Below are 16,519 nucleotides of genomic sequence, written 5' to 3' on the forward strand. Positions count from 1 at the left end.
AGCAGCCCCGTGAGCGCCCAGCACCGACCCGATGCCACCGACGCCCTGACCAGTGCACTCCGTGAGCGGGTCCTCGTCCTCGACGGCGCGATGGGCACGATGATCCAGGCCCGCCAGCTGTCCGAGTCCGACTACCGCGGAGACCGGTTCGCCGACCACCCGAGCGACCTGCGGGGCAACAACGACCTGCTGTCGCTGACCCAGCCGGACGTCATCCGCGAGATCCACGAGGCCTACCTCGACGCCGGCGCCGACCTCGTCGAGACCAACACCTTCAACGCGCAGCGGATCTCCCTCGCCGACTACGGGATGTCCGAGCTCGCGTACGAGATGAACGTCGCGGCCGCGACCCTGGCCCGGGCCGCGTGCGACGCGGTCGAGGAGCGCAGCGGCCGTCCGCGCTGGGTCCTCGGCACCCTCGGGCCGACGAACCGCACCGCCTCCATCTCGCCCGACGTCAACGACCCCGGCGCGCGCAACACGAGCTTCGACGAGCTGGCCGAGGCCTACCTCGAGCAGGCCCGCGGCCTCGTCGACGGCGGCGCCGACGTGCTGCTCGTCGAGACGATCTTCGACACGCTCAACGCCAAGGCGGCGATCTTCGCCCTCGAGACCCTCTTCGAGGAGCACGACCGCCGCTGGCCGGTCATGATCTCGGGGACGATCACCGACGCCTCGGGGCGGACGCTGTCCGGGCAGGTCACCGAGGCCTTCTGGTACTCGGTGCGCCACGCCCGCCCGCTCGCCATCGGCCTCAACTGCGCGCTCGGCGCGAGCGACCTGCGGCCCTACGTCGCCGAGCTGTCGCGGATCGCCGACTGCTTCGTCTCCGCCCACCCGAACGCCGGCCTGCCCAACGCCTTCGGCGAGTACGACGAGGGCCCCGAGGCGATGGCCGAGGTCGTCGGCGAGTTCGCCTCCGCCGGCCTGGTCAACATCGTCGGCGGCTGCTGCGGCACGACGCCCGGGCACATCGCCGCCATCGCGGCGGCCGCCGCGGACGGCACGCCGCGCGAGCCCGCCGAGGTCGCGCCGGCGCTGCGGCTCTCGGGCCTGGAGCCCCTCGTCGTCGCCGACGACAGCCTCTTCGTCAACGTCGGCGAGCGCACGAACATCACGGGCTCGGCCCGCTTCCGCCGGTTGATCCGCGAGGAGGACTACCCGACCGCGCTCTCGGTGGCCCGCCAGCAGGTCGAGTCCGGCGCGCAGGTCATCGACGTCAACATGGACGAGGGGATGATCGACGGCGTCGCGGCGATGGACCGCTTCCTCAAGCTCATCGCCTCCGAGCCGGACATCTGCCGCGTCCCGGTCATGGTCGACTCGAGCAAGTGGGACGTCATCGAGGCGGGCCTCAAGGTCACCCAGGGCAAGGCGATCATCAACTCGATCTCGATGAAGGAGGGCGTCGAGCCCTTCCTCGCGCACGCCCGGCTCGCGCGCAAGCACGGGGCCGCCGTCGTCGTCATGGCCTTCGACGAGGAGGGCCAGGCCGACAGCCTCGAGCGCCGCCAGGAGATCTGCGGGCGCGCCTACCGGCTGCTGACCGAGGAGGTCGGCTTCCCGGCCGAGGACATCATCTTCGACCCCAACGTCTTCGCGGTCGCCACCGGCATCGAGGAGCACGCCGCCTACGGCACCGACTTCATCGAGGCCACCCGCTGGATCTCCGAGAACCTCCCCCACGCCCTGGTCTCCGGCGGTGTCTCGAACGTCTCGTTCAGCTTCCGCGGCAACAACGCCGTCCGCGAGGCCATCCACGCCGTGTTCCTCTACCACGCGATCCACGCGGGGATGGACATGGGCATCGTCAACGCCGGCGCCCTCGTGCCCTACGACACGCTCGACCCGCGCCTGCGCGACGCCATCGAGGACGTCGTGCTCAACCGGCGCGAGGACCCGCAGGAGGCGACCGAGCGGCTGCTGGAGCTCGCCGAGGAGTTCCGCTCCGACGGGCAGGCCGCCGAGGCCGCCGCCGAGGAGTGGCGCGAGCTGCCGCTGCGCGAGCGGATCACCCACGCGCTCGTCAAGGGCATCGACGACCACGTCGTCGACGACACCGAGGCGCTGCGCGTCGAGATCGCCGAGGCCGGCGGCCGCCCGCTCGAGGTCATCGAGGGCCCGCTCATGGACGGGATGAACGTCGTCGGCGACCTCTTCGGCGACGGCAAGATGTTCCTCCCCCAGGTGGTCAAGTCCGCCCGCGTCATGAAGAAGGCCGTCGCGCACCTCGTGCCGTACATCGAGGCCGAGAAGGACGAGGCCGCCCGGCAGAAGAGCAAGGGCAAGGTCGTCATGGCCACGGTCAAGGGCGACGTGCACGACATCGGCAAGAACATCGTCGGCGTCGTCCTCCAGTGCAACAACTACGACGTCGTCGACCTCGGCGTCATGGTCCCGCTGCAGAAGATCATCGACACCGCGCGTGAGGAGAAGGCCGACGTCATCGGCCTGTCCGGGCTCATCACGCCCAGCCTCGACGAGATGGTCCAGGTGGCCACCGAGATGGAGCGCCAGGGCCTCGACCTGCCGCTGCTGCTCGGTGGGGCGACGACCTCGAAGGCGCACACGGCCGTCAAGGTCGACGAGCGCTACTCCGGCCCGGTCGTCTGGGTCAAGGACGCGAGCCGGTCGGTGCCCGTCGTCAGCCAGCTGCTCTCGGACGCCCAGCGCGGCCCGCTCGTCGACGGTGTGGCCCAGGAGTACGCCGAGCTGCGTCGCCGTCACGCCGCGAAGTCCGGTGAGCGCCCGCTGGCCGACCTCGCCACCGCCCGCGCGAACGCCCCTGCGCTGGACTGGTCCTCGTACCGTCCGATGCGCCCGCACCTGCTCGCGCAGCAGGAGGGCGACCGCTGGTCGGCGCCGAAGGACAGCCGCTGGAGGCGCGCCGCGCACCAGTTCACCCGCGTCTGGGAGGACTACCCGGTCGCGGACCTGCGCGAGTACATCGACTGGACGCCGTTCTTCCTCGCCTGGGAGGTGCGCGGGCGCTACCCCGACGTGCTCAACAACCCCACGACGTCCGAGGTCGCGCGCAAGCTCTTCGACGACGCGCAGCGGATGCTCGACCGCATCGAGCGGGAGCACTGGCTGCACCCGCGCGGCGTCGTCGGGATGTTCCCGGCGAGCTCCGTCGGGGACGACCTCGAGGTGTACGCCGACGAGGAGCGCACGAGCGTGCTCACGACCCTCCACGGGCTGCGCCAGCAGGGGCGGCACCGCGAGGGCGTCGCCAACAAGTGCCTCTCCGACTTCGTCGCGCCGAAGGAGACGGGCCTGCGCGACCACGTCGGCGCGTTCTCGGTGACGGCCGGCCTCGGCCTCGAGGACCGGCTCCAGGCGTTCAAGGACGAGCTCGACGACTACTCGGCGATCATGCTCGAGGCCCTCGCCGACCGGCTCGCCGAGGCGTTCGCGGAGCGGCTGCACCAGCGGGTCCGCACGGACCTCTGGGGGTACGCGGCCGACGAACGCCTCGACAACGCCTCGCTCATCGCGGAGAAGTACCGCGGCATCCGACCCGCGCCGGGCTACCCGGCGTGCCCCGACCACACGGAGAAGACGACCCTCATGGCGCTCCTCGGCGGTGAGGAGCGCACCGGGGTGCGGCTGACGGAGTCGATGGCCATGTGGCCGGGCGCGTCGGTGTCCGGCTGGTACTTCGCCCACCCGGAGAGCCAGTACTTCGTCGTCGGGCGGCTCGGGCGCGACCAGGTCGAGGACTACGCGGCCCGCAAGGGCTGGGACCTGCGCACCGCCGAGCGCTGGCTCGGCCCGAACCTCGGCTACACCCCGGAGGACTGAGGCCCGGACGCCGGACCGACCTCGGGACCGCGTGCAGGGCCGGGCTCGAGGCGGTCGGCCACCTGGACGAGCAGGACGACCAACCAGACCCGGGCCGCGAGGCCGGCCAGGACCACCAGCAGGAAGAGGACGGTCACGGCGTCGTTCGTCCCACCCTGCAGCACGAACCCGAGGGGCGAGGTCGTCGCCGAGTGCAGGCCGAACAGCGTCAGGCCGACGGCGGTGGCCATGACGTCTGCGCCGAGGATCGTCCGGGCCGCATGGGCGCTGCGGGGGTCGTCGGACCGCAGGAGCGCGCTGAGCGCCAGCGTGATGCCGGCGACGACGCCGAGGTCCGCGATGGTCACGAGCAGCCCGGGCCACGTCGCCCGGCCGAGCAGGCCCGTGGCCGCGGCGACCTCGGCCACGGAGAGGACGGCGGCCGTCAGGGCGGCCGCCCGGGTGACGGCGAAGCCCGCGTGGAGGGACCGGACCCGGTGCAGCCCCACCACGACGAGCGCCCAGCCGAGGGGGTCGGCCACGAGGTCGAACCCGTCGACCGACAGGTCGACGAAGACGACGACCAGCCCCACCGCCACGAGCGTCAGCGCGCGCGTCCCTGGCGGTTGGTTCATGCTGCGCATCAGACGTCCTCGAGCATCGCCGTGGCCCACCCCACGTGCACCGTTCTCCCCACGGGGCGAGGGTAGCCGTCCACGGTGCCCCGGGGTGGCGGCTCGGCGGTGTCGGGGCCGGCGCCTACCGTGGGCCCCATGACCCCCGCCCTCTCGCCGAGCCGCGCCGCGGACTTCAAGCAGTGCCCGCTGCTGTTCCGCTTCCGCACGATCGACAAGCTGCAGGGTCCCCCGTCCCCCGCCGCCGCGCGCGGCACCCTCGTCCACGCCGTGCTCGAGCACCTCTTCGAGCTGCCGGCCGACGAGCGCACCCCCGCGGCCGCCACCGCCCTGCTCGAGCCCCGCTGGCGCGCCCTCGTCGAGGAGCGCCCCGAGCTCGCCGCGATGATCGAGGACGACGAGCAGCTGACCGAGGACGCCTGGTTCGCCGGCGCGCGCACCCTCGTCGAGCAGTGGTTCGACCTCGAGGACCCGACCCGGCTCGAGCCGGCCGCCCGCGAGCTGTACGTCGAGACCGAGATCGAGGGCCTGACGCTGCGCGGCTACGTCGACCGGCTCGACGTCGCCCCCGACGGTGCGATGCGGGTCGTCGACTACAAGACCGGCCGCTCCCCCGGCGAGCTCTTCGAGGCCAAGGCACTCTTCCAGATGAAGTTCTACGCCCTCGTGCTGTGGCGCATCCACGGCGAGGTCCCCAAGATGCTCCAGCTGGTCTACCTCGGCAACGGCGAGGTCGTCCGCTACGTCCCGGACGAGCGCGACCTGCGCGCCATCGAGCGCAACGTCCGCGCGATCTGGGACGCCGTCGTGCGGGCCGCGCAGTCCGGCGACTGGCGCCCGCGCACCTCGCGGCTGTGCGACTGGTGCGACTTCCACGAGTACTGCCCCGAGTTCGGCGGCACCCCGCCGCCGCTGCCCGAGGGCGCGGGGCTCATCGCGCTCGACCCCGCCCGCTCGGGCGAGGCGTCACCCGACGACGAGTGACGCGACGGCCTCGGCGAGCCCCTGCGGGGTCATCCCGTCGAGGCCGCTCACCTGCACCGCGCCGGCCGTCTCGGGCACGGGCACGACGTGCGGGACCGCCAGGGTCGGCACCCCGGCCGCCACGGCCGAGCGGACGCCCGTCGGGCTGTCCTCGATGGCCACGCAGCGGGCCGGGTCGACGCCGAGCATCCGCGCCGCCGCCTGGTAGGGCTCCGGGTGCGGCTTGCCGTGCGACACCTCGTCCCCGGTGACGACCACCGCGAACGCACCGTCCGGCAGCGCCTCGACGACCGCGTCGGCGAGCACGCGCCACGACATCGTCACCAGCGCGCTCGGCACACCGGCGTCCCGCAGGGCGGCGAGCAGCTCGCGCGCCCCCGGCCGCCACGGCACGTGCTCGCGGACCTGGGCGACGACCCGGACGAGCAGCTCGTCGACGATCCGCTCGGGCTCCCAGTCGATCGGCGAGTTGGCCCGGATGAACTCGGCCGAGACCATGAGGTCGTTGCCGACGAGCTGGTGGGCGAACTCGTCGTTCCACGTCCCGCCGTGCTCCTCGACGATCGCGTGCTCGGCGGCGATCCAGTACGGCTCGGTGTCGACGAGGGTGCCGTCCATGTCCCAGAGGACCGCTGCGGGGAGGCTCATGAACGAGGAGCCTATCGAGCCGTAGGGTGGAGTCCTGACCCGCCTGAGGAGGACCCCCGTGATCGAGCTCGAGGACATCGGCGATCTGCACGACCCCGTGATGATCGCCGCGTTCGAGGGCTGGAACGACGCCGGGGAGGCCGCCAGCTCCGTGCTCGAGCACCTCGCGGACGTCTGGGGCGCCGAGGTCGTCGCGGCCCTCGACCCCGAGGACTACTACGACTTCCAGGTCAACCGGCCACGGGTCGTCGTCGAGGGCGGCAAGCGCCGCATCAGCTGGCGCACCACCCGCATCCTCGTGGCCCGCGACACCTCGCTCGGCCGCGACGTCATCATCGTCCAGGGCGTCGAGCCGTCGTTCCGCTGGCGGGCCTTCGCCGTCGAGCTGATGGAGCTCGCCGAGGCCGCCGACGTCTCGATGGTCGTCACGCTCGGCGCCCTCATGGCCGACGTCGCCCACACCCGCCCGATCCCGGTCACCGCCACCTCCGACAACGAGGACACCCGGCACCGCCACGGCCTCGAGGTGAGCGGCTACGAGGGGCCCACCGGCATCGTCGGCGTCGTCTCCGACGCGGCGACCCAGGTCGGCATCCCGTCGGTGTCGTGCTGGGCCGCCGTGCCGCACTACGCCGGCCACTCCCCCAGCCCGAAGGCGACGCTCGCGCTCGTCGGGCGCCTCGAGGAGCTCTTCGACGCCCCGATCGAGCACGACGAGCTCGAGGACGACGCCCGCGCCTGGGAGCGGGGCATCAACGAGCTCGCCGAGTCCGACAGCGAGGTCGCCGAGTACGTCGAGAGCCTCGAGGAGGCGCAGGACACCGCCGAGCTCCCCGAGGCGAGCGGCGACGCCATCGCCAAGGAGTTCGAGCGCTACCTGCGCCGCCGCGGCACGGACGAGCCCGGCACCTCCGGCCCCGTCTGAGGGTCGGTCAGAGCCGGACCCCGAGCACGGCGTCGAGCGTCCGGGCCAGCAGCCCGGGCGCGGCCGGATCCTCGCCGGAGGCGCCGGCCAGGGTCTCGTCGCACCACGCGTCGACGGCCTCGAGCGCGCGCGGCGTCGACAGGTCGTCGGCGACGGCGGCGCGCACCGCCGCGATGGTCGCCGTCGGGTCGGCGCCCCCGTTCGTCGAGAGGGCGCTGCGCCACCGGTCGAGGCGGGTCTGGGCCTGCGCCAGCAGGGAGTCGGTGTACTCCCAGTCGGTCCGGTAGTGCTGGGCGAGCAGGACGAGGCGGATGGCCATCGGGTCGACGCCGTCGGCGCGGAGCTTCGAGACGAGGACGAGGTTGCCCTTGGACTTGCTCATCTTCTCGCCCTCGTAGCCGACCATGCCCTGGTGGACGTAGAGGCGGGCGAAGACGTCGTCGCCGGTCAGCGCGTCGGCCTGGACGGCGCTCATCTCGTGGTGCGGGAAGACGAGGTCGCTGCCGCCGCCCTGGATGTCGATGGGGTGGCCGAGGTGCTCGAGCGAGATGGCCGTGCACTCGATGTGCCAGCCGGGACGGCCGCTGCCGAGGACCTCGTCCTCCCACGAGGGCTCGCCGGCCCGCGCGCCGCGCCACAGGAGGGGGTCGAGCGCGTCGCGCTTGCCCTCGCGGTCGGGGTCGCCACCGCGCTCGGCGAAGACGTCGAGCATCTGCTCCCGCGTCCACCGCGAGACGTCACCGAAGTCCGGCGTCCGGGCGAGGTCGAGGTAGACGTCGTCGCCGTCACCCTCGCTGTCGGGCAGCGGGACCCGGTACGCCGCACCGGAGTCCAGCAGCCGCCGCACGGCGAGCCGGATCTCGTCCATCGACTCGACGACACCGCGGTAGGCGTCCGGCGGGATGACCGACAGGGCGGTCATGTCCTCGCGGAACAGGTCGATCTCGGACGTCGCGAGCTCGCGCCAGTCGCGGCCGTCGCGCGCCGCCCTCTCGAGCAGCGGGTCGTCGACGTCGGTGACGTTCTGCACGTACTCGACCCGGTGCCCGGCGTCGCGCAGCGCGCGCTGGACGAGGTCGAACGTCACGTAGGTGGCCGCGTGCCCGAGGTGGGTCGCGTCGTACGGCGTGATGCCGCAGACGTAGATGCGGGCGACCTCGCCGGCCCCGACGGGGACGACGGCGCCTCGGCTGGTGTCGTGCAGCCGGAGCGGCTCTCCGACTCCGGGGACCTCAGGGACGAAGGGGGTGGGCCACGACTTCACCGGGCAAGCGTACGGGGCGTGGTCAGAGCGCCGGCCACGGGATGGCGGGCCAGCCCGGTGCTGGGAGAGGGTGACGCCGGCGGCGCAGCAGCATGGCGACCCGGTGGGTCAGCGCGTCGACCTCCGCGGGGGTCAGCAGCGGCTCGAGCGCGTCGGGCAGGTCGGCGCCCAGCGCGGTGGCCAGGCGCTCCAGGCGGGCCAGGTCGGCGTCCGGCAGCGGCTCGCCGGCCCAGCCCCACAGGACGGTCCGCAGCTTGGGCTCGACGCCGAGGCTGACCCCGTGGTCGCAGCCCCGCACGGCGGCGCCGTCGCGCAGGACGTGGCTGCCCTTGCGGTCGGAGTTGTTGAGCGCGGCGTCGAGGACGGCGACGGTGCGCAGGGCCGGTTCACCGCAGTGCGCGACGACGACGGGCTCCCCGAGCGGTGACTCCCCCTCGAGGACGACGAGCCAGCCGTCGGGCACCTCCCCCGGCGTGACGACGTCGACGAGCGGCGGGGTGTCGTCCTCCCCCACCGACCCGACCCACAGCTGCACCGAGCCGTGCCCCCGCGGTCCCTCCCGCAGCACGGTCGGCGGGACGACGTCGAAGCCGCCGGCCTCGCTGACCAGCCACGCCGCCCGCTCGCGGGCCACGAGCGTGCCGTCCGGGTAGTCCCAGAGCCGGCGCTCGGTCATCTCGGGCTTGTGGATGGCCAGCACCTCGTCGGCCGGGTCGCCGACGAAGCAGAGGAGCGCGCCGTTCGAGGAGCCCTGGATGCGGCCCACCGGCGTCAGCTCGCCGTGGGTCAGCAGCTCCTCGAGGTCAGCGCCGGTACCCGTTGGCACGAGGGCAGATGTGGCCGGTGGGGTCGAGGGGCTGGCCGCAGAACGGGCACGCGGGCCGGCCGGCGGAGAGCACCTTGCCGCAGCGCCGGGCGAAGGCCCGCGCCGCGACCGGGTCGAGGACGACGCGCAGGGTCTCGAGCCCGTCCTCGTCGGTCTCCTCCGGGTCCTGGTCGTGGCACTCGATGACGAGGACGCGACGCTCGGGGTCCCACGCGAGGGCGAGGGTGTCGACCCGGAACTCGTCCTCGATGGGGGCGTCGAGCGGGTCGGTGTCGCCCTCGCCCAGCGGCTCGGTGGCCGCGCCCTCGGCGTGCGCGTCGAGCAGGTCGTTGACCCGGTCGGCGAGTGCGTTGACCTGCACCTTCTCGAGCGAGACCGAGACGGTGCGACCCCCGCCCCGGGCCTGGAGGAAGAAGGTGCGGCCGCCCGGGGGGCCCACGGTGCCGGCGACGAAGCGCTCCGGCGGGTCGAACACGGTGGCAGGCATGGCACCCACCCTAGATCGAGAACCCCGCCGGCAGCTCCAGGCGGTGGCGGGCCATGAGGTCCTCGTCCCGGAGCAGGTCGAGGGTCGGCCCGTCCGCCACGATCGTGCCCTCCGAGAGGACCACCGACCGGGGGCAGAGCTCGACCGCGTAGGGCAGGTCGTGGGTGACCATGAGGATGGTCACGTCGAGGCCGTGGAGGATCTCGGCGAGCTCGCGCCGCGACGCGGGGTCGAGGTTCGACGACGGCTCGTCGAGGACGAGGATCTCGGGGCGCATCGCGAGGACGGTCGCGATGGCGACGCGTCGGCGCTGGCCGAAGCTCAGGTGGTGCGGGGCGCGGTCGGCGAGGTCACCGACCCCGACCGCCTCGAGCGCCTCGGTGACCCGGCCCTCGAGCTCGGCGCCGCGCAGGCCGAGGTTGGCCGGTCCGAAGGCGACGTCGTCGCGGACCGTCGGCATGAAGAGCTGGTCGTCGGGGTCCTGGAACACGATGCCCACGCGCCGGCGCACCTCGAGGAGGTTCTCCTCGACGACCGGCAGGCCCGAGACCGTCACCGATCCGTGGCCCGGCAGCAGGACGCCGTTGAGGTGCAGGACCAGGGTCGTCTTGCCGGCGCCGTTGGGGCCGAGGAGCGCGACCCGCTCCCCCGGGTGGACGTGGAGGTCGACGCCGAAGAGCGCCTGGTGGCCGCCCGGGTAGGCGTACGCGACGGCGCGGAGGTCGAGGACGGGGGTGGTCATCCGGCCATCCTCGTCGAGACGGCGACGACGAGCGCCACCGCGGCCGGTGCGAGGCCGACGGCCCAGTCGCGGCCGGTGGCGGTCAGGGGCGCGGTGACGGGCATCGACCCGCTCCAGCCCCGGCTGACCATCGCCAGGTGCACGCGCTCGCCGCGCTCGTAGCTGCGGATGAACAGCGCGCCGGTGCCGGCGGCCAGCGCCGGCCACGAGCGCACCGAGCGGGCCGAGAACCCCCGCGAGAGGCGGGCGACCTTCATCCGGTGCAGCTGGTCGGCGACGACGTCGAGGTAGCGGACCATGAACGAGGCGATGAGCACGAGCGGGTCGGGCACCCGCAGGTGCTGCAGCGCCCGCACGAGGTCGCGGGGCGGGGTCGTGACGGCGAAGGTGACGGCGGCGAGCACGCCGGTCGTCCCCTTGAGGAGCAGCGCCACGGCGGCGGTCAGACCGGTCTGCGACACCGTGACCGGTCCGAGGGCGACCTGCGGGCCGACCGCGACGAACGGCAGGACGACCGCGAACACCGCGAAGGGCGTCTCGACGGCGAGGCGGGGCAGCACGTGGCGGGCCGGGACCCGCGCCGTGAGCAGGAGCACGACGGCGAGGGCGAGGAGCGCGCCGAGGGCCGGGTGCGCCTCGGAGGGCACGGCGACGACGGCGAGGACGAACGCCACGAGGCCGACGAGCTTGACGTGGGCGGGCAGCCGGTGGAGGACCGAGCGGCCCTCGACGTGCAGGTGCCGGCCGGGGCCGGACCCCACGTCAGTCGTGGGTCCGGTGGCCGCGGCGACGCACGAGCAGCACGAGCAGCACGAGGCCGAACATCACCAGGCCGGTGACGACCGCGCCGATGACACCGGCGAGGCCGCCGGAGAGCCGGGCGTCGCCGACCCCCTTGACCCCGTAGTCGGCCAGGGGCGACCCGGCCGCGGCCGAGTCGCGGGCGACGCCCTCGAAGCCGAGGGTGGCCGCGACGTGCTCGAGGCCGTCCGGGTGGCTGGAGGCGTAGAAGGAGACGACGCCGGCGATGACGAGGCAGACGGCCAGCCCGACGACGACGAGACGACGGGTGCTGACGCGCGGGGTGTCGGTGGCGGTGCTCATGCGACGGGCTCCGGGGTGCGCAGCTCGAGCGCGGGCATCCGACCGCGCGCGACGTGGACGAGGTCGGGACGGGCGGCGACGATGCTCGTCACCGCGAGGAAGGTGATGGCCGCCTCGCCGAGCCCGATGAGGACGTGCCAGCCGACCATCGTCGCGGCGAGCGTGCCGAGCGGGATCGGCGCTGCTCCGCCGACGGCGTAGAGGCCGGTGAAGGTGAGCGCGGCGACGGGCACGCTGACGAACGCGCCGGCGGAGGCTGCGACGGGGATGCTCGCGAGGCGCTTGGGCAGCAGGGCCAGCACGCCGCGGGCGACCGCGTAGCCGACCCAGACGCCGACGACGCCCATGAGGACGACGTTCGTGCCGAGCGCCGTGACGCCGCCGTCGGCGAAGAGGAAGGCCTGGACGGCGAGGACGACGGCGAGGCAGAGCGTCGCGGTCGCCGGGCCGACGAGCACCGCGGCGAGCGCCGCCCCGAGCAGGTGCCCGGAGGTGCCGGCCCCGACCGGGAAGTTGACCATCTGGGCGGCGAACACGAAGACGGCGACGAGGCCGGCCAGCGGCGCGGTGCGCTCGTCGAGCTCGCGCCGGGAGGCGCGCACGAGGGAGGCCCCGACGACGCCCGCGGCCACGACGCCGGTGGCGACGGAGGTCGGTGCGTCGAGGAACCCGTCGGGGACGTGCATGGTGACCTCCGGCTGTCGACGGTTGTTGTTGCGAACAGTGTGCAACAACTCCTGCACAGTATTCGCAGGAGTGACGGTCGATCAACGCCGGGACCGCGAACCCCTCCGACCGGTCAGCCCGCTCCCCCGCCCACCGTCGAGTCGCCGGCGGCGTGCTGGGTCGGCATCGCGACGAGCCCCGCGAGGTCGCCGCCGTGGGTGTTGCTCGTGAGCAGGACCATCCGGGTCGGTGTCACGTGGACGGCGCTGACCGAGCCGGGGTCGACCCGCACCCGCTGCAGTCCGCCGATGCCCGCCCCGACCGCCTCGGCGAGCACCGCCTTGATGGGGTCGCCGTGGCTGACGGCCAGCCACACGGCGGCCTTCCCGTGCTCGGCCTCGACCTCGGCGTCGAGGGCACGGACGGCGCCGACGACGCGCTCGGCCATCTGCCCGAGCGACTCCCCCGCGTGCTCCTCCGACGGCGGGAAGGTCGCCGCGGCGGGGTCGTCCTGGATGGTGCGCCACAGCGGGTCCTTCGCGGCGTCGGCGAGCTTCCGCCCCGTCCACGAGCCGTAGTGGCACTCGCCGAGGCGCTCGTCCGTGCCGACCTCGAGCTCCGGCACGGCGACGGCGGCGGTCTCGCGGCACCGCTGGAGCGGGCTGCTGACGGCCCGCACGACGGTGAGCGGCGCGAGCCGCTCGGCCACCCGGGCGGCCTGCCCGCGACCGGTGTCGGTCAGGCCCACGCCCTCGGTCCAGCCGGCGAGCACCCCCTCGGCGTTCGCCGTCGAGTGCCCGTGCCGCAGGAGGAGGACGATCGCCACGAGAGTGAACTGTAGGCGTCGCACCCCGTGCTCGGCCCACGCGTCACCCACAATGGCCACCGTGATCGTCGACCGCGCCATCTACGAGGACGGGCACCGCCGCACCTGCGGGGACCTGTCCGACGAGCTCGAGGGCCTGCGTGCCTCGGGCGACCCCACCTCGTTCCTGTGGATCGGGCTCAAGGACCCGACGCAGGAGGAGTTCGACGACGTCAACGTCGAGCTCCAGCTGCACCCGCTCGCCGTCGAGGACGCGGTCAAGGGGCGCCAGCGCGCGAAGGTCGAGCTCTACGACGACAGCGTCTTCGTCGTCCTCAAGCCGCTGCGCTACATCGACCGCACCTCCGACATCGAGACGGGCGAGGTGATGGTCTTCGTCGGCGACCACTTCGTCGTCACCGTCCGCCGGGGCGAGCTGACCCCGCTGACCGGCATCCGGGCCCACCTCGAGGCCGACCCCGAGCTGCTGCGCGCCGGCCCGCTGGCCGTCCTGCACGGCGTGCTCGACCGGGTCGTCGACGGCTACGTCGAGATCGACGCCGAGGTGCAGACCGACCTCGACGAGATCGAGACGGCCGTCTTCTCCGACGCGCGCACCGACACGGCGGTCATCTACCGGCTCAAGCGCGAGGTGCTGGAGTTCCGGCGCGCGGTCCTGCCCCTGGCCGAGCCCTTGAAGATGCTCCACCACTCGCCGCGCAGCCCCGTGCCCGAGGGCGAGCTGAGGCTGCAGCTGCGCGACGTCTCGGACCACCTGCAGTCGGTGCTCGACCACGTCGAGTCCTACGACGACCTGCTGTCGGGCATCCTCTCGGCGCACCTGGCCCAGGTGTCGGTACAGCAGAACGATGACATGCGCCGCATCTCGGCCTGGGTCGCCATCGCCGCGCTCCCGACGATGATCGCCGGCATCTACGGGATGAACTTCGACAACATGCCCGAGCTGCGCTGGCACTACGGCTACTTCGCCGTGCTCGGCGTCATGGCGCTCGGGTGCACGACGCTCTTCCGCCTCTTCAAGCGCGCCGGCTGGCTCTGACCCCGGGCGTGCGCCCGTCGCAGGCCCCGCCCGGCCGTGTCAACGGACATCTCGATCGGCGTGAACTTCCGCGCCGTCACGGTGACGACGCAGAAGCTCACGGAGGACGCGGATACATCCGCGTCCCGCGCCAACATCCGCGTCACCCCAGTGACGGCGCGGTTGCTCAGCCGCCCTCATCTGCCGCACATCGCCCTGGCGCACGGACGCCGTTCACGCGCCCCGTTGCGATGCCGATTACGCCGGTTCCAGCGTGGGAGGCTCCGGGGACGGTGTTGTCTCGACGGTCGAGGACGACCGAGTCACCTGCCCCCTGCGGACCTGAGCACCTTGATCCTGGAACGGGAGGAGAGGCTCGAGCGGACGGCCGCCCTGCACCTTGGCCGTCCGAACCACCAGGGCAACCGGCTTCCACCGCGGCAGCGGAGCATCCGATGTCATGATCACGTTCGGCCCGGTGACGATCACCGACGCAGACGGCCACTCGCGACGTCGCCGCGAACCCTCGCATCGACAGTCGGTCGTCGTGGGGCGGGCGCGAGGGGCCGGTCAGGTCGCGGTGATGAGGCCCGCCGCGAGGGCGCCGGCGAGCACGAGGCCGAGGGCCACGCGGTACCAGACGAACGGGCGCAGCGAGTTGCTCGCGACGAACTTGAGCAGCCACGCGATCGAGGCGTAGGCGGTGACGAAGGCGACGACGATGCCGACGAGCATCTGGCCGGCGCCGAGGACCTTGAGGTCGTCCCACGCGTCGACGAGCTCGAAGAGGCCGGCGGCGGTGAGGGCCGGGATGGCCATGAAGAACGACAGCTCGGTCGCCGTGACGCGGTTGATGCCGCGGGCGAGCCCGGCGGAGATCGTCGCGCCCGAGCGGGAGACGCCGGGGATGAGGCTGAAGCACTGGACGAGCCCGATGACGAGGCCGTCCTTGAGCGTCAGCTGCGTCTCGTCGCGCTGGGTGCCGGCCGCCTCGAGCGCGTCGTGGCGCGACTCGGCCCACCAGATGACCGCGCTCCACAGCACGAGGGCGGCCGCGACGACCCACAGGCTGCGCAGGGGCCCCGAGATGACGTCCTTGAGGGCGAAGCCGACGAGGCCGACCGGGATCGACCCGACGATGACCACCCACGCGAGCCGGTAGTCGCGTGCCTCGCGGGCTGCGGTGTCGCGCAGGCCGTTCACCCACGCCATGAACAGGCGGCCGATCTTGCGCGCAAAGTAGAGGAACGTCGCGGCGATCGCGCCGATCTGGATGATGGCCGTGTACGCCGTCACCGCGTTGGCGTCGACGGGGAGCCCCAGCAGGTGCTCGGCGATCGTGAGGTGTCCGGTCGACGAGATCGGCAGGAACTCGGTGAGTCCCTCGACGACGCCGAGGACGACGGCCTGGAAGTAGGAGAGCTCGACGGGCACCCGACGAGACTAGGGGGCGCGCCCCGTCATCGCCCAAACGCCGCGCTCAGCGGACGACGTCCGCCATCAGCCGCAGGACGGCGAGCCGCTCATCGGTGGTTCGCGCGTACGGCGCCACCGAGAGGGTCGTCACCCCCGCGTCGGCGTACCGGCCGACGCGCTCCGCGATCCGCTCCGGCGGGCCGAGGAGGGCCGTCGCGTCGGCGAGCTCCATGGGCACGGCGTCGGCGGCGTCGCGGGGACGGCCGGCGAGGTAGAGGTCCTGGATGGTGTCGGCGGCCTCGTCGAACCCCATCCGGCGGGCCAGCCGGTTGTAGAAGTTCTGCTCCCGGCTGCCCATCCCCCCGATGTACAGCGCGGTGTACGGGGCGACGGCGGCGCGGGCGGCCTCGAGGTCGTCGGTGACGACGACGGGGACGGACGCGACGGTGTCGAAGCCGGCCATCGGGTCCTCGGGCGTGCCCCGGCCGGCCTTCTCGCGCCCCTCGCGCACGGCCGCGAACTGGTCGGCCGAGTGCTCCGGCGAGAGGAAGACGGCGAGCCACCCGTCGGCGACCTCGCCGGCGAGGCGCAGGTTCCGGGGGCCGACGGCGGCGAGGTAGACGGGCAGGTCCTGCCGCGGCGGGTGGATCGTCAGGCGGAGGGCCTTGCCGGCGCCGTCGGGCAGCGGCAGCGTGAAGTGCTCGCCGTCGTGGCTGACGGCCTCGCGGCGCAGCGCCGACCGGACGATCGAGACGTACTCGCGGGTGCGACCGAGCGGGTCGGCGAAGCGCACCCCGTGCCAGCCCTCGCTCACCTGCGGCCCGGACACCCCGAGGCCGAGGAGGAAACGCCCCCCGGAGAGGGTGTCGAGGGTCGCCGCGGTCATCGCCGTCATCGCGGGCGTGCGGGCCGGGATCTGCATGACGCCCGCACCCAGCCCGATCCGCTCGGTCTGGGCGGCGAGCCACGCGAGGACCGTCGGGCTGTCGGACCCGTAGGCCTCGGCCACCCACACGGACGCGTAGCCGAGCCGGTCGGCCTCCTGCACGAGGTCGAGGAGGTCCTCACCCATGCCCATCCCGGCGTACCCGCCGGCCAGTCCCAGACGCATGACCGCAGGCTAGCCCCACCCGCGCGGGCGCGGTGGGCCCGACGGTGCTGGCGCCCTGTGTCGCGTGGGTCCTGTGGTGCGAAA

The 16,519-nt window shown here is 73.3% G+C and carries 16 protein-coding genes; 4 read left to right on the forward strand and 12 right to left on the reverse strand.

Annotated elements, in window-relative coordinates:
- Positions 1 to 9: 9 nt before the first annotated feature.
- A complete protein-coding gene (gene metH, locus J3473_RS02675; RefSeq protein ID WP_207021778.1) occupies positions 10 to 3,804 on the forward strand; it encodes a methionine synthase in 3,795 nt (1,264 codons plus the stop codon).
- Here metH and J3473_RS02680 read toward each other — a convergent pair.
- Entirely contained in the window at positions 3,786 to 4,418 is a 633-nt protein-coding gene (locus tag J3473_RS02680) for a hypothetical protein (protein ID WP_207021779.1), read from the reverse strand. The genes metH and J3473_RS02680 overlap by 19 nt on opposite strands.
- Positions 4,419 to 4,556: 138 nt before the next feature.
- Between J3473_RS02680 and J3473_RS02685 the strand changes: the two genes are divergently transcribed.
- On the forward strand, positions 4,557 to 5,402 hold the full coding sequence (locus tag J3473_RS02685) for a PD-(D/E)XK nuclease family protein (protein WP_207021780.1): 846 nt from the start codon (positions 4,557 to 4,559) through the stop codon (positions 5,400 to 5,402).
- Here J3473_RS02685 and J3473_RS02690 read toward each other — a convergent pair.
- Positions 5,385 to 6,050 carry an HAD family phosphatase gene (locus J3473_RS02690; RefSeq protein WP_207021781.1) on the reverse strand — a complete coding sequence of 222 codons (666 nt, stop codon included), beginning with the start codon at positions 6,048 to 6,050 and terminating at the stop codon, positions 5,385 to 5,387. The two genes, J3473_RS02685 and J3473_RS02690, sit on opposite strands and share 18 nt — an antisense overlap.
- A 58-nt stretch (positions 6,051 to 6,108) precedes the next feature.
- Between J3473_RS02690 and J3473_RS02695 the strand changes: the two genes are divergently transcribed.
- Positions 6,109 to 6,975, forward strand: coding sequence for a PAC2 family protein (locus J3473_RS02695; RefSeq protein ID WP_207021782.1), 867 nt, complete (start codon positions 6,109 to 6,111; stop codon positions 6,973 to 6,975).
- A 7-nt stretch (positions 6,976 to 6,982) separates the two neighbouring features.
- On the opposite strand, the gene mshC is transcribed toward J3473_RS02695, so the two are convergent.
- The 8 genes from mshC to J3473_RS02735 form a co-directional block, all read right to left on the reverse strand.
- Positions 6,983 to 8,239, reverse strand: coding sequence for a cysteine--1-D-myo-inosityl 2-amino-2-deoxy-alpha-D-glucopyranoside ligase (gene mshC, locus J3473_RS02700; protein ID WP_207021783.1), 1,257 nt, complete (start codon positions 8,237 to 8,239; stop codon positions 6,983 to 6,985).
- Between the two features lie 22 nt (positions 8,240 to 8,261).
- Positions 8,262 to 9,065, reverse strand: coding sequence for an SCO1664 family protein (locus J3473_RS02705; protein ID WP_207021784.1), 804 nt, complete (start codon positions 9,063 to 9,065; stop codon positions 8,262 to 8,264).
- The gene (locus tag J3473_RS02710) at positions 9,043 to 9,552 is read right to left on the reverse strand and encodes a DUF3090 family protein (protein WP_030529221.1); all 510 of its coding nucleotides are present in this window, start codon (positions 9,550 to 9,552) and stop codon (positions 9,043 to 9,045) included. Before J3473_RS02710 ends, J3473_RS02705 begins: the two co-directional genes overlap by 23 nt.
- A 10-nt stretch (positions 9,553 to 9,562) precedes the next feature.
- Complete coding sequence (locus tag J3473_RS02715) at positions 9,563 to 10,294, reverse strand: energy-coupling factor ABC transporter ATP-binding protein (protein WP_030529222.1); 732 nt, start codon at positions 10,292 to 10,294, stop codon at positions 9,563 to 9,565.
- Positions 10,291 to 11,055, reverse strand: coding sequence for a cobalt ECF transporter T component CbiQ (gene cbiQ, locus J3473_RS02720; RefSeq protein ID WP_207021785.1), 765 nt, complete (start codon positions 11,053 to 11,055; stop codon positions 10,291 to 10,293). The genes J3473_RS02715 and cbiQ overlap by 4 nt, the downstream gene beginning before the upstream one ends.
- 1 nt (position 11,056) lies before the next feature.
- Positions 11,057 to 11,398: a PDGLE domain-containing protein gene (locus J3473_RS02725; protein ID WP_207021786.1), complete on the reverse strand. Its 342-nt coding sequence runs from the start codon at positions 11,396 to 11,398 to the stop codon at positions 11,057 to 11,059.
- Complete coding sequence (locus tag J3473_RS02730) at positions 11,395 to 12,084, reverse strand: energy-coupling factor ABC transporter permease (protein ID WP_207021787.1); 690 nt, start codon at positions 12,082 to 12,084, stop codon at positions 11,395 to 11,397. Before J3473_RS02730 ends, J3473_RS02725 begins: the two co-directional genes overlap by 4 nt.
- Before the next feature lie 113 nt (positions 12,085 to 12,197).
- A complete protein-coding gene (locus J3473_RS02735) occupies positions 12,198 to 12,890 on the reverse strand; it encodes an MSMEG_4193 family putative phosphomutase (RefSeq protein ID WP_207021788.1) in 693 nt (230 codons plus the stop codon).
- Positions 12,891 to 12,951: 61 nt separating this feature from the next.
- On the opposite strand from J3473_RS02735, the gene corA reads away from it, so the two are divergent.
- Complete coding sequence (gene corA / locus J3473_RS02740) at positions 12,952 to 13,929, forward strand: magnesium/cobalt transporter CorA (RefSeq protein WP_207021789.1); 978 nt, start codon at positions 12,952 to 12,954, stop codon at positions 13,927 to 13,929.
- Positions 13,930 to 14,478: 549 nt separating this feature from the next.
- On the opposite strand, the gene J3473_RS02745 is transcribed toward corA, so the two are convergent.
- Positions 14,479 to 15,342, reverse strand: coding sequence for an undecaprenyl-diphosphate phosphatase (locus J3473_RS02745; RefSeq protein WP_207021790.1), 864 nt, complete (start codon positions 15,340 to 15,342; stop codon positions 14,479 to 14,481).
- A 46-nt stretch (positions 15,343 to 15,388) separates the two neighbouring features.
- Positions 15,389 to 16,435, reverse strand: a complete 1,047-nt coding sequence (locus tag J3473_RS02750; RefSeq protein ID WP_207021791.1) for an LLM class F420-dependent oxidoreductase — start codon at positions 16,433 to 16,435, stop codon at positions 15,389 to 15,391.
- Positions 16,436 to 16,519 lie beyond the last annotated feature (84 nt).

It is taken from the genome of Phycicoccus sp. DTK01 (genome assembly GCF_017312765.1).
GTDB lineage: Bacteria > Actinomycetota > Actinomycetes > Actinomycetales > Dermatophilaceae > Phycicoccus > Phycicoccus jejuensis.